Raw genomic sequence first — 12,388 nt, 5'->3', positions numbered from 1 at the left:
ACACCCCCCAGTGCATACAAGCAAGAAAACCGCCCACTAGTGTGGTGAGCTAGCTTTACGATATCCTTGCCTTTGTGTCTATTTTGCTGAACTACTACATATGTAGTGTCTGCGTAAGACTATACCCACTACATGTGCCGATTTCAAGCATTTTGTCTATGTTTTTTTCACAATGCCTTACACAACACCTTGTAGTGTACATTGTAGTATTTACTACGCTATATATAGTGTCGCTTGCTCATTTGATCTCACCTCACCGAGTCCTTGTGTTACACTTTGCTGTATGGAATCTATCATCTCAATCTCTGGTTTTGCGATGCAATTTGGCAAAACAAAGATCATCAACGACCTGTCCTTTGAAGTAAAGAGGGGTGAAACATTTGGGTTGCTCGGCAGTAACGGCTGCGGCAAGACAACCACCATCCGCGCCCTTCTCGGTATCTACCCGCCAACATCCGGCAAATTACTTGTTGATGGCGCACCCTACAGTGTGAGTGGCGGAATCAAGCTTGGCTATTTACCAGAGGAGCGCGGGCTCTACAAAAAGGAGAAGGTCCTTGATGTCATGGTATATTTTGGCCAGCTCAAAGGCATGACACGCGAGGAGGCACGAGACGAAGCGTTAAAATTCCTCGAGAGAGTCAAGCTCTCCGACAAAGCAGCAACCCGTCTCGATAAGTTATCAGGCGGACAGCAACAAAAGATCCAACTTGGCATTACGATTATGGACAACCCCGAACTGCTCATTCTCGATGAGCCGACAAAAGGCTTCGACCCAGTCAACCGCCGTTTGCTCATGAACATTATAGAGGAGCACCAGCAAAAAGGGGCCACCGTCATTATGGTGACGCACCAGATGGAGGAAGTCGAGCGACTCTGCGACCGAATCATTCTCCTCAAAGACGGTAAGGCTCACGCCTACGGTACGGTCGCAGAAGTAAAGAAGAAGTTTGGCGGCAAGTCACTCGACGATATCTTTGTCCAAGTATACGGCGATGAGAACGAAGAAGAGGAGCAAGACAATGCATAATCTTACGACTGTCATCAAATTTGAAATACTCCGCACGCTCAAGAAAAAATCATTTTGGATTATGGCGCTTGGGTTCCCCATTATGCTTGTAGCACTGTTTGGTATCATCTTTTTTTCAAACAAGACGACGGACGATGCCACCAAACAACTCGAGAAGCAGTCTTTCACTATTGAGATGACCGACCGTTCGAAACTTATCAATCCTACTATTGCGAGTGGCCTCAATATCAAGCAGGTAACTGACAAAAACCAAGGCATCGAGGATGTCAAGGCTGGCAAGACAGATGCCTATTTCTACTACCCCGAGAACATCGATAAGACTCCCGTTGAAGTCTATGGAAAAGACGTCAGCCTCTTTGATAACGGGCGCTACGAGGGGGTTGCCAAGAACTTGCTCAGCATGTCAGCAAATGCCACTGTCTCACCAGAAGTCAAATCCGTTGTGCAAGATACAACGACATACAACACTATTATCTACCGTAATGGTGCCCCCTACGATGCAGTGAAGCAGATGATCTTGCCAGGAGTCTTTCTTGTGCTGTTTTATCTCCTTATCGCATTCTTTGGCAACCAAATGCTGACAAGCACCACCGAAGAAAAAGAAAATCGCGTTATCGAGATGATTCTCACCACCATTGAGGCTCGCACGCTCATCATTGGAAAGATCATTTCGCTTGTCATACTGGCAGTAATCCAGGCGGTCGTTATTGTCGTCCCCGCGCTCATCGGCTATTTTGGCTTCCGCGAAAAACTCTCACTCCCTTCAATCGACCTCACTGCCCTGCCAGTTGACCCAACCCGCATCTTGCTCGGAGCGCTGTTCTTCATCCTTAGCTTCTTGCTGTTTACTGGACTCCTTGTCGCCATTGGCGCCGCTGTGCCAACAGCCAAAGAAGCAGGCGGGTTCTTTGGCATTGTCATGATGCTCATCTTTGGGCCCCTCTACGCCGCTTCGTTGTTTGTATCCGCTCCTACCAGCTCGTTCGTTGTATTTCTCACACTATTTCCTTTCACCGCTCCTATTCCCCTCCTCCTCCGAAATGCTCTGGGCAATCTCCAGGGATGGGAAATTGGGCTGTCTATCGTCATTCTGAGCATCACCACCTTTATTGTAATGAGCATTGCCGTTCGTATTTTCCGCTTTGGCGCACTCGAATACAGCCGCAAACTCAGCCTCAAAGAGATTTTTGCCCGTCAATAACGAGCGGGCTGTTTTGCTTTGTACTCCTTAGGGTATTGTTGTTTTATAGTTTTTATGCTATAATTAGCATATTGCTTGGAACCATGGGGGTTCAGAGCTCGATCCTGTGAGGAAATCATGACCGACAGCTTCCGTCTGCACGTCGACGCCCTTCCCTTCGATTGCGACATCGACGTGTTTGATCAGGCCGTCAGGCGAGCCATGTTCAACGTGCACTGGTACCTCGCCTGGCTCATCGAGCAGGGCGAGGAACAACCTGGCGCCACCTACAGCGGCCTGGTCTGTAGCCCCGTACGCGAGCACGGCCGGCCCTACCTCGACGACGTGTTACTGGAGTTCCACCTCGGTGATGGACCGCGTCGTCGCCTGGTCAACGCCGCGGCCAAACTGGACTGGATGCAGTTGAACCCCGGCGTGTCCATGGAGACCGTCTTCGCCGAGGAGCCCTGGCGACTCGGCAGCGGGCAGTTCCGCTTCGGGCACGCCGTGGTTCACCGCGGCTTCCCCGGTGCCGGCAGCGGGCTGAGTCAGGCCAACGACCGCAAGGTCATGGTCGAATTCCTCGACAAGCTCACGGACGGCATTGCACGTCACTGCTCGGCCCAGATCGCCAAGCGTGGCGAGGGGCAGTACTGGGCTGGTGGCGACAACACGCCGCGACCCGAATACGCCCAGTTCGAAGCACTGCCCGAGGGCGCAACCCTCACGCGCCGCTAGTACCCCATCCAGGCAATGGCCCATCCCTCACGGGGTGGGCCATTCGCTTTTTATAGAGTTCGGCTTCTTATATAGACAAACTATCTATAACATGTTAAAGTAGCACAGTCAGTCCCCGACTCCAAAGAAAAGGAGGTGGTGGGGATGCACCCCATCATCAGCAAAAACAAGTTCGGTATCCGTCTCGCCTTCATCGCCATCCTCTCGCTCGTCGTCAGCTTGCTCGGTGGCTTCGTCGGCGCCAGCTCGGCCACAGCCGCGCCGGTCTCGTCCGGTGTCACCACCGCCTACCACAGCGTGGTGGCGACCAAGACGACCGCCAAGAAGAAGGTCAAGAAGGCGAAAAAGAAAGCCAAGAAGAAGACGAAGAAGAAGGTCGTCAAGCCGGCCGCGCCGGCCTACCCCGCGATCAGCGGCATCGACCCGCGTTGCCAGATCAAGGGCATCGCGCTCTGCGCGAGCACCGGTGCCAACAAGCTGTTCGTCGTCGTGAACGGTCAAGTCACCGGCACGCTCGACGCGCGCTTCGGTCGCCCCGGCATGAACACCCCGCGGGGTGTCTTCCGGGTCTACTACCGAAACCCCGCGGCTTACAGTTACAAATATGGCGCGCGCATGCCCTTCTCATTGTTCTTCATCGGCGGCTACGCCATCCACTTCAGCGACGAGTTCGCCGAGTGGGGTTGGAGCAGTCCGTCTGGAGGCAGCCACGGCTGCGTGAACCTGCGCGACATGACAGGCGCCAAGCGGGTGTTCGACTCGTCGCCGATCGGTACGCGCGTCGTCGTCTACTGACGACCGGCGCAACACGCTGATGATGGTAGCCCCGTTTCCTCGCGAGAGGGAACGGGGCACTGTCATATCTTAAGATCATTTATTTTATAACGACTGCTGCTTAGTCCATCGCTATAGTCTTGGCGGAGAGGATGAGATTCGAACTCACGGTGCGGGTTGCCCCGCACACACACTTTCCAGGCGTGCACCTTCAACCACTCGGTCACCTCTCCGTATATATCGATTGTACCATCTGAGTCCGCACGCCATCAGGGCACGTCCTCCAGGCGTGGTCACGTTCCGCGACCCCATGAGTCAGGCAGATGTGCATAGCCCATCTGTGACATCATCTTGCGAGCTGCCGACTGGCAGCTCTCACCTTCAACCACTCGGTCACCTCTCCATACCATCCCAGTATAGCAGTTGTATTTTTAACCTCGCCATTCCGCTTGCATTCTCTTTTTGCCCGCCCGTATACTAAGCTCCAGATGCCAAAAAATTCCACCACGCCGGTCATAGAACTCAGGGCGCTAACAAAGCGTTATGGGATTGGCGACGCTGAGCATAATGCACTCGATACCGTCAATCTGCGAATCGACAGAGGTGAGTTTATCGCCATTATGGGACCCAGCGGATGTGGTAAAACAACACTTCTCAACGTTATCGGACTGCTCGACCGTGCCGATGCGGGTGACTATCTGCTCGACGGCAAGCCAGTCGATAGCCTCTCGAGCAAACAACACGCCCGCATCCGTTCTCAGCAGATAGGAATTGTCTTTCAAAGCTTCAATCTCATCAACCGCCTCTCGGTACTCGAAAACGTTGCCTTACCCCTCACTTATAAAGGTATCGGACGGACAAAACGTCTCGAAGCTGCTAGTGCAATCTTAAAAACTTTTCACCTTGGTGAACGCGAATACTACATGCCCTGGCAACTCTCTGGTGGCCAAATGCAGCGCGTTGCTATTGCACGGGCATTGGTCAACCAGCCTTCGATTATCTTGGCGGACGAGCCAACAGGCAATCTCGATAGCCGCAGTAGTCATGTCATCATGGAAGAACTCTCTGACCTTCATAAGCGCGGAAACACAATTATCATGGTGACCCACAACCCCTCGCTCACAAGCTATGCAAGCCGAGTAATCAAGATGTTGGATGGCAAAATTGCCAGTGATATCAAGATCAAAGTACAACTCGCCGATGAGGAATCGGTCTCTATTCCCCTAAACCGCAAAGCTCGTGAAGAGCAGATAGTCCCAGCAGAACCGACGCAAGATGACCCACCCAAAAAGGCTACACGCAAAAGAAAGCCACGCAAGTCAGCGACAAAAAAGAAGGTAAAAGCATCATGATGCTCACTGATCATATCGAAAACGCCTATCGTTCACTCAGACGAAACAGGGGTCGTAGCATCCTCACTACCCTTGGTATTGCCATCGGTGTCGCCAGCGTCGTTACTATTTTGGCACTCGGCGGCGGCGCCAGTCGCGTCATTGATCGGCAAGTAGAGGCACTCGGTGGTAACCTCACCCTTATCCGTCCTGGCGCACCAACACTCAGAGGTATCAACTCCTATGCCAACCCTGTCGCGCAAACTGCCTTTGGTACAAGCACCCTCACTGAGGAGGATGTAGCAACACTTTCACAGCTTCCTCACGCTGCTGCCGTTGTCCCTCTTATGACAATTGAAGGAACACTCACGGCGGGAAAAACGTCGGTAAGCAATACTGTTGTTGTTGCCACAACAACTAACTTTACTACGGTGAGCAAACTATCGGTGCGGGAAGGACAGTTTATCGACTCCGACACGGCTATTCCGACCGCTGTCCTGGGACACCAACTCGCTATCGACCTATTTGGCACCGAACGCCCCATCGGCCAGACATTTACCTTGCGGGGGCAGCGTTTCATGGTCAGCGGCGTTCTCAATACAATTCCAAATCCGATCAATTACAACAACGTCGACTTCAATCATGCCGCCCTCATTAGTCTGACGAGCGGTAAACAACTTCACCAGGGCAGACCACAAATTCAACAGATAAACGTCCAGGCCGACTCACCGCAGAACCTTACAGCTCTCAGCGCGGCTATTCGTGAAACGCTGCGCAACAATCATCAGGGCGAGGAAGATTTCACGCTTATATCAGGCAAAGACATTGGCACGCCAACGAGCCAATTATTCCGCGCCCTCATACAGGTAATGACCGCTATCGCCGCCATCTCACTTCTCGTTGGCGGCATTGGGATTATGAATATTATGCTTGTGGGGGTCGCCGAACGAACTCGTGAAATCGGTATCCGTAAGGCAGTTGGCGCCAGCAATCACACGATTATCACTCAGTTCTTGATCGAATCGCTCATGATCAGTCTGCTTGGCGGGTTCTTTGGCTATCTGCTCGGCTACGTCGCAGCGTTCATTATTTGTAATTTTCTATTTTTTGCTCCCGCTATCACCTGGTCAACTGCTCTGGCGGCATTCACGATGTCGACGGGGGTAGGCATTATATTTGGCCTCTACCCTGCCCTACGAGCTGCCCGAAAAGACACCATTGAGTCACTCCGTCAATATCACTAAACCTGAGTCTCTTTTTGGTAGCGCTCGATCAGCGTATCGTCCGATGGGTTAGCATTGTTGAGGATAGCAACGTATATGCTCACAAACTGAGCGAGTACATAGCCCGCCACCACTTGCTCCATAAGTGTCTCCCCTGGCAAGTAGACTGATGTCGATTTGGGACGGCGACCGCTCAATAGTTTGTCGGTCGCATCAAATCCTCTTGTCGCCCGAGTGCTCTCGAGTGAACTTCTCAGATCAAAAATGGCAAATGGTTTCTCAATGGGGTGAGATGTCCATCCCAGTAGCTCACCATAGGCCGCTTCCGGAAACGTGTTCCAAAATGCGATATTTTTGGCAGTTTTGTTCCAAGCATTCTTCCAGGCGTGCGCCACAAAACCAAACGTCTCGGGAGCGTAGAATACCAGTGTTTTACCGACAGCCAGTAGGGCAAGTTGTTTAGCGTAATTATGTTGAATCACTGTCTCCTTGCTCCACTGTTCACTTTCGTGCGCCAAAAACGCTTTTGTTCGCTCAAGTGCATCATAGGTACTAACGGGCACAACACCAAACTGAACCAAGATGCGCAGGAGCGACCGAGCGATGACAATCACATTCAGTTGCGCCCTTCCTTCAGGTGATAGTGCGACGCGCGCAACGTGGTGAGTCGCCGCCCTCTCTAGAAGCTCTTTTTCTGCTGCAATCAAGGCCACTTGCGGACGCTGATGATGCGCCAACGCTTGTTCCAAACACGCACGCGCCTGGTCGCTGTCGTTTTTATAGCTACAAACAACAACAAGCGTCGTTGAACTCACCGATGCTGGCAACGTATGCTCTCTCACTACCTCATACGGAACAGTGAGCTGATCCCCCAACATCGTCTTTACCAAATCACCCGCCAGCGCAGGTACATCGATACCTGCCACCACGACATGTGTGATATGTCGGCCATCGTGCTCACTATCTTCAATAACAGCTTGGTACGAGACCTGTTGACACAGTGCAGCCGCATCCTCAAGCAGCCCTTTCGCATCGCGTTGTTTCAAAACATTTACGTCGTCAAGCATTTTCCCACCATTCGTCTTGCGAGTTATTCTCCTTCTATGATACAGTATGTAGTAAGTAAGCATAAGAATAATCTAACTATCAGAGGTGGGTATGGATATTAAACCGCAACTGCAGCAATCAATTAGTGACGACCAGGAACTTGCTAAAGTGTTAGCAGGTGTGAGCGGCGAGGCCGACGAGGCCGCCGCACAACAAACAGTGATCCCACCGCTACCTCCAATGCCAGCTGCTCCTGCTGCCGATGATCCGACTGCGTCAGTGGAACCACCCGTCCCGCCAGCCACCGATCCTACTACGCCGCTCACCATGCCCACTTCATCTGATAACCTCGATAGCGTCAAGCAAGAGGCAATCACCGAGCTACGGCCACTTGTCGACAAACTCACCCTGGCCCCAGAGGAGAAGTTCGATACCTACCTCTTACTTATCCGTTCAACCGACGACAAAACGCTTATCGCCCCAGCGCACGAAGCAGCCAAAGCGATTGTCGATGAGGCACGTCGTGCTCAAGCGTTACTCGATATCATCAAAGAAATCGATTTTCTCTCGCATCCACAGTAGTAAATAAGCACCTCACCAAAAAACGGGGACTATCCCCGTTTTTGTTTGTCACGCGCCCTTCTAGGCTGCTGGTGTTGGTTCATGATCCTCTGGAGCGTCACCACGCATGCTTGGTGCATCCGCTATATCCGTTACACTTGCATCACTACCAAGAACAGGTGCTGTTTCCGCTGCTCGTCGTTGTCGGTACTCAGCGAGGTCAACGATATCAGCTCCCGGATGACCTTCTTTTCCAGACAGCTCGCCTTCAGGCACCGCATCCCCAGTATCACCTAAATCTTTAGCTGCCTCCTCGGCGGCAAATGCGTCTAAGACGCCACTTCCAAACCCTGCTTTTTCCTCTGGTGTCATACCGGTCTCACCAAGCACACGCTCAAATGCAGCATCATTGTCATCTGCTCCGTCCACCATCGTTTCACGTGGTGGCACCGGTGGGACGCCTTCACCTTTTGTTTCCGTCTCAGGTACTGGATCCGCTTTCTCGAGCAGCATCGTACCGCCTCGCGGCAGCGCGCCCTGATCTGGTTTGTTATATTCGTTCATTATCGTAATTCCTTTTTTGTTTGTGTTAGTGATATCTGATATAGGTATGCTATCACACTTATGCTATTTTGTCAATGTGCTCCTCATCGGCTGCTATACTAATGATATGGATGCACGCTTCGCCACTACTGAAGAAATCGAGCGATGGGACTCGCTCCTCTCTAACAACCCCGATGGTGGAAACGTATTTCAACTAAGAGAATTGGCTGAAACCAAGCGTCTCAACGGATGGCTCCCCCGCTATCTCATAGTGAAAGGCCTTGCCGTCACGGTACTCCAAAAACGCGTCCCGCTACTCGGAAACTACTGGTATATTCCCAAGGGCCCCGGCGTCGTGAATGAAACTGAATTGACATCGTTACTCGATTCCCTCCGTCAACTGGCACGTACCCAATCTGTTTTTGCTGTAAAAATTGAGCCCGAGCTCCTCGAGAGCAAGCCACTCCATGAGCGCCTCAGCACCTTAGGCCTGGTTCACACCGCAGCCATCCAGCCTAATGTTTCGACGGTACTACTTGATATTTCTGGCTCCGAGGACGAAATAATGGCCTCACTCAATCAAAAAGGCAGGCATGCCATTCACCGTGCCGAGCGCGATGGCGTGACTGTGGCACCAGTTTCTCTGACTGAACAAACCATGCGCGAAATGTTCACCCTCCTTAGCAGCACCGCCTCAGGTCGCTTCGAGAGCTCCCTCAAGAGCTATCAGTACTATTCCGCTTTTTGGAAACGTCTAGCAGATGCCGATCACGGGCAGCTTTTCTTTGCCTACCACGAGTCTAGGCTCGTGGCAGCTGCCTACTGCATGTACCTCGGCAAAAGGGGTCTCTATAAAGATGGCGCCTCGGTCCGCGAACGCACTGTCTACGGCGCCAGCCATTTGTTGCAGTGGGAGATTATCAAGTGGATGAAAGCAAAAGGCGTTAGTGAGTACGACCTCTGCGGCGCACCGCATAGCAGCGACATACAAGACACGACTCATCCCTTTTATGGCATCGGAAGGTTCAAGACGAGCTTCAACAAAAAAGTGACGGATTATATCGGTTGTTATGACCTCGTGGTGAATCAATCAGCCTATCGTCGTTGGCAAAAAATTGGTCAGCGCGCCACCGTAAGTTTGAGTTACCGGCTCAAACGACGCCAGTGGTTTTAACTATATTGCTTCACCTTATTGACATATCGTAATGTTTATGCTATCATCATGTCATGAATAAAGAAATCCCCACCACAGACACAAACAAAACAAGTGCTTTCACCGAAGCAGATCTCGCAGCCGCCCGACAATTAGCTGAACTGGCAGCAGGTAACCCTGATGAAATTGACGCGTTGCGTGAAATGCTCGCAAGTGATCTAGGCGGCCCAGAAGGTAAAGTTGGTGCCGAAGTGGTCAAGGTCGCCGGCTTTGGTAAGCGCAGAAATGGCGAGGCCACCACAATAACTGAGGATATTGCTGCTGATCACTGGCGCACGCCTCGTGGATAACATACTCAGCTCCTACTTACTTCTTGCCAAGTAATTCCCGTACTACTGCCGCATCATTCCACGGTACTCGTTTACCACCTATGATGCGGTAGACTTCGTGTCCCATACCAGTGATAAGGATGGTATCGCCCTTGGTGGCGACCCCCAGTGCTTTGGAAATTGCTTCGCGCCGATCATCTATCTCGGTGGTCTTCATCGCGCCACCCTTTGTTCTTTCGATACCGTCGTAAATCATCGCTCTTATCTGAGCAGGGTCTTCGTTGTAACTCTCCTCATCAGTTAGGATGATGCGATCGGCCAGTCTAGCGGCAATCTCACCCATCAGAGGGCGTTTACTCTTGTCGCGGTCACCACAGGCACCAAATACGAGGATCACGCGGTTTTTGGTGATAGCTTTCGCTGCTGTAAGTAGTTTTTCCAGCCCATCAGGTGTGTGCGCATAGTCAACAATGACATCATAGGGCAGTCCCTCGGCAACTCGCTCAAAGCGCCCCGGCACAGTCTCGAGATTGGCAATTCCCTCGACGATATCGTCAAGTTCCACTCCAAGCAAATAGGCAGCAGCGGCGGCGGCCGTCATGTTGTAGGCATTGAATTCGCCAGGCAAATTGGTAGCAAGTTCCAATTTTGTCTGGTGATCGACAGTGACAACGGCTTCAGTACCTTTGCGGTAGAGGGTGACTGAGTCAATGTGGGCCTCAGCCTCTTCATGCTTGCCGTAGGTGATCTTTTGGCTTGCTGCCGGAAACTGGTTGAAATACTCAAACCACGTATCATCGCGGTTGAGCACGACGTATTGCGGTTCCATCGCAAATAACCTTCCCTTTACCTCAGCGTACGCCTCCATTGTGCCGTGGTAGTCAAGGTGATCTTGGGTGAGATTAGTCATGATCGCCATATCGACCGGTACCCCGTAGAGTTTGTGCTGATGAATGGCGTGGCTAGGGAACTCCATGACCACAAAGTTTACCTGAGAACGCTTTGCGTCGCGAAAAAACTGCTGCATTCGCCCTGTTGAAGCCACGGTGGCATTGAGGTCATTTGGTGTTAATACACCCGCTACTTCAATCGTCGACGTACTAAACATAGCAGTGGTGTAACCGGCTTCCTTGAGAATTTCGTTGAGATAATTGACTGTTGTGGTCTTTCCGTTCGTTCCCGTCACGGCAATTACTCGGAGGTGCTTGGCCGGATGACCATAACGCATACCAAGCAGCCGAGCGCGGTTCTTTCGATATGTATCTTCAAGTCGGCTAATCGCCCTCTTGGATACAACACGCCTCACAAGTTTGACTGCCGTCTGCTTCATACCTCTATTTTACCACCCCGTGAGACAGAAAAAGATGTTATACTCATCTCTAGTGAGAATCCTAGGAATCGAGAGTAGTTGTGACGAAACCGCTGCCGCCGTTGTAGAGGATGGATTTCATCTGCTATCCAATGTCGTCCAATCACAGATCGATATTCATGCCCATTACGGAGGGGTTGTACCGGAAATTGCGGCTCGCAGTCATATCGAGGCAATCAACCCCGTCATCGACAAGGCTTTGACAGATGCCAACTGTAGCTGGGATGATATCGATGCGATCGCTGTCACCTACGCACCTGGTTTAGTTGGATCTCTTTTGGTTGGTACGTTGGCGGCTCGCACACTTGCCATTATCCATAACAAGCCGCTGTATCCGATTCACCACGTGGAGGCGCACGTCTATGCCAACTTCATTACCGAGCAATCACCAACCATGACACCGCAGCTCTCGCTTCCCACTCGCCAGCCTTCTTTTCCTCTATTAGCGCTCATCGTATCTGGTGGTCATACGCAACTGGTTTTATTTCATGGTCATGGAACATACGAACTACTAGGACAAACCATGGATGATGCAGTCGGAGAAGCATTTGACAAGGTGGCAAAGATGATCGGTCTTCCCTACCCCGGAGGAGTATCGGTCGACAAGGCGGCACTGCTTGGTGATTCATCAACCTATCAGTTTCCCACTCCTCGGACTCAAGGCACCTATGATTTTTCCTTCTCTGGCCTCAAGACAGCCGTTCTGAGGGCAACTCAGCGTGAAGTAGGCAAAGATCACACTTTTCCCTCCCACGAGCTCCCAGGGCTGTTAAACGACCTTCAGCGACAAAATATCGCAGCCAGTTTCCAAAAAGTGGCAGTTCGGTGTTTGGTCGACAAGACGGTGGCGGCCTATGAGCAGTATCTGCCCAATTCAGTCGTCATTGCCGGTGGCGTTGCGGCCTGTCAGCCTCTGCGCGATCGCCTGCGAGAGCAGCTTTCGATCGAGATCGAGTACGCTCCTCTTGCCCTCTGTACCGACAACGCAGCGATGATCGCTACCTTAGGCTATTTTCATGCCACCGCTGTACCTCCCGCAGACCCCTTGTCACTTGAGGTAATTCCTTCACTATCAATGACCCGTACTTCATGGGTAATGGCGGACTAACC

13 protein-coding genes and 1 tRNA gene are annotated in these 12,388 nt (G+C 51.8%); 10 read left to right on the top strand and 4 right to left on the bottom strand.

Annotated features, from left to right (window positions below; translation table 11 throughout):
- Positions 1 to 283 precede the first annotated feature (283 nt).
- The 4 genes from L336_RS02920 to L336_RS05655 all read left to right on the top strand — a co-directional run bounded on the left by L336_RS02920 (position 284) and on the right by L336_RS05655 (position 3,743).
- Positions 284 to 1,030: an ABC transporter ATP-binding protein gene (locus tag L336_RS02920; RefSeq protein WP_015641723.1), complete on the top strand. Its 747-nt coding sequence runs from the start codon at positions 284 to 286 to the stop codon at positions 1,028 to 1,030.
- Positions 1,023 to 2,231 carry an ABC transporter permease gene (locus L336_RS02915; protein WP_015641722.1) on the top strand — a complete coding sequence of 403 codons (1,209 nt, stop codon included), beginning with the start codon at positions 1,023 to 1,025 and terminating at the stop codon, positions 2,229 to 2,231. Before L336_RS02920 ends, L336_RS02915 begins: the two co-directional genes overlap by 8 nt.
- Before the next feature lie 117 nt (positions 2,232 to 2,348).
- On the top strand, positions 2,349 to 2,948 hold the full coding sequence (locus L336_RS02910; protein ID WP_015641721.1) for a hypothetical protein: 600 nt from the start codon (positions 2,349 to 2,351) through the stop codon (positions 2,946 to 2,948).
- Between the two features lie 144 nt (positions 2,949 to 3,092).
- Positions 3,093 to 3,743 carry a L,D-transpeptidase gene (locus L336_RS05655; protein WP_128817294.1) on the top strand — a complete coding sequence of 217 codons (651 nt, stop codon included), beginning with the start codon at positions 3,093 to 3,095 and terminating at the stop codon, positions 3,741 to 3,743.
- Positions 3,744 to 3,863: 120 nt separating this feature from the next.
- Here L336_RS05655 and L336_RS02900 read toward each other — a convergent pair.
- A tRNA-Ser gene (locus L336_RS02900) sits at positions 3,864 to 3,955 on the bottom strand.
- 255 nt (positions 3,956 to 4,210) lie between these two features.
- Here L336_RS02900 and L336_RS02895 point away from each other — a divergent pair.
- On the top strand, positions 4,211 to 5,074 hold the full coding sequence (locus L336_RS02895) for an ABC transporter ATP-binding protein (RefSeq protein WP_015641718.1): 864 nt from the start codon (positions 4,211 to 4,213) through the stop codon (positions 5,072 to 5,074).
- Positions 5,071 to 6,297: an ABC transporter permease gene (locus L336_RS02890; RefSeq protein WP_015641717.1), complete on the top strand. Its 1,227-nt coding sequence runs from the start codon at positions 5,071 to 5,073 to the stop codon at positions 6,295 to 6,297. Before L336_RS02895 ends, L336_RS02890 begins: the two co-directional genes overlap by 4 nt.
- Here L336_RS02890 and L336_RS02885 read toward each other — a convergent pair.
- Entirely contained in the window at positions 6,294 to 7,343 is a 1,050-nt protein-coding gene (locus L336_RS02885) for an SIS domain-containing protein (protein WP_015641716.1), read from the bottom strand. The two genes, L336_RS02890 and L336_RS02885, sit on opposite strands and share 4 nt — an antisense overlap.
- 91 nt (positions 7,344 to 7,434) lie before the next feature.
- Here L336_RS02885 and L336_RS05650 point away from each other — a divergent pair, with 91 nt between their 5' ends.
- Positions 7,435 to 7,905: a hypothetical protein gene (locus L336_RS05650; protein WP_015641714.1), complete on the top strand. Its 471-nt coding sequence runs from the start codon at positions 7,435 to 7,437 to the stop codon at positions 7,903 to 7,905.
- A 60-nt stretch (positions 7,906 to 7,965) separates the two neighbouring features.
- Here the strand turns inward: L336_RS05650 and L336_RS02870 are convergent, their stop codons facing one another.
- Entirely contained in the window at positions 7,966 to 8,448 is a 483-nt protein-coding gene (locus L336_RS02870) for a hypothetical protein (protein ID WP_015641713.1), read from the bottom strand.
- Positions 8,449 to 8,554: 106 nt separating this feature from the next.
- Between L336_RS02870 and L336_RS02865 the strand changes: the two genes are divergently transcribed.
- Both L336_RS02865 and L336_RS02860 read left to right on the top strand, forming a co-directional pair.
- Positions 8,555 to 9,601 (top strand): lipid II:glycine glycyltransferase FemX, encoded by a 1,047-nt coding sequence (locus L336_RS02865; RefSeq protein ID WP_041191263.1) that lies wholly within the window; start codon positions 8,555 to 8,557, stop codon positions 9,599 to 9,601.
- A gap of 53 nt (positions 9,602 to 9,654) precedes the next feature.
- Positions 9,655 to 9,930: a hypothetical protein gene (locus L336_RS02860; RefSeq protein ID WP_015641711.1), complete on the top strand. Its 276-nt coding sequence runs from the start codon at positions 9,655 to 9,657 to the stop codon at positions 9,928 to 9,930.
- A gap of 16 nt (positions 9,931 to 9,946) precedes the next feature.
- Here the strand turns inward: L336_RS02860 and L336_RS02855 are convergent, their stop codons facing one another.
- Entirely contained in the window at positions 9,947 to 11,239 is a 1,293-nt protein-coding gene (locus L336_RS02855) for a UDP-N-acetylmuramoyl-L-alanyl-D-glutamate--2,6-diaminopimelate ligase (RefSeq protein ID WP_015641710.1), read from the bottom strand.
- A 52-nt stretch (positions 11,240 to 11,291) separates the two neighbouring features.
- Between L336_RS02855 and tsaD the strand changes: the two genes are divergently transcribed.
- Entirely contained in the window at positions 11,292 to 12,386 is a 1,095-nt protein-coding gene (gene tsaD, locus L336_RS02850) for a tRNA (adenosine(37)-N6)-threonylcarbamoyltransferase complex transferase subunit TsaD (protein ID WP_041191262.1), read from the top strand.
- The last annotated feature ends 2 nt before the right edge of the window (positions 12,387 to 12,388 follow it).

Source organism: Candidatus Saccharimonas aalborgensis (assembly GCF_000392435.1).
In the GTDB taxonomy this organism is placed as follows: domain Bacteria; phylum Patescibacteriota; class Saccharimonadia; order Saccharimonadales; family Saccharimonadaceae; genus Saccharimonas; species Saccharimonas aalborgensis.
Note: the sequence above shows the minus strand (reverse complement) of the source record. Positions and strands in the feature narration are given on the sequence as shown.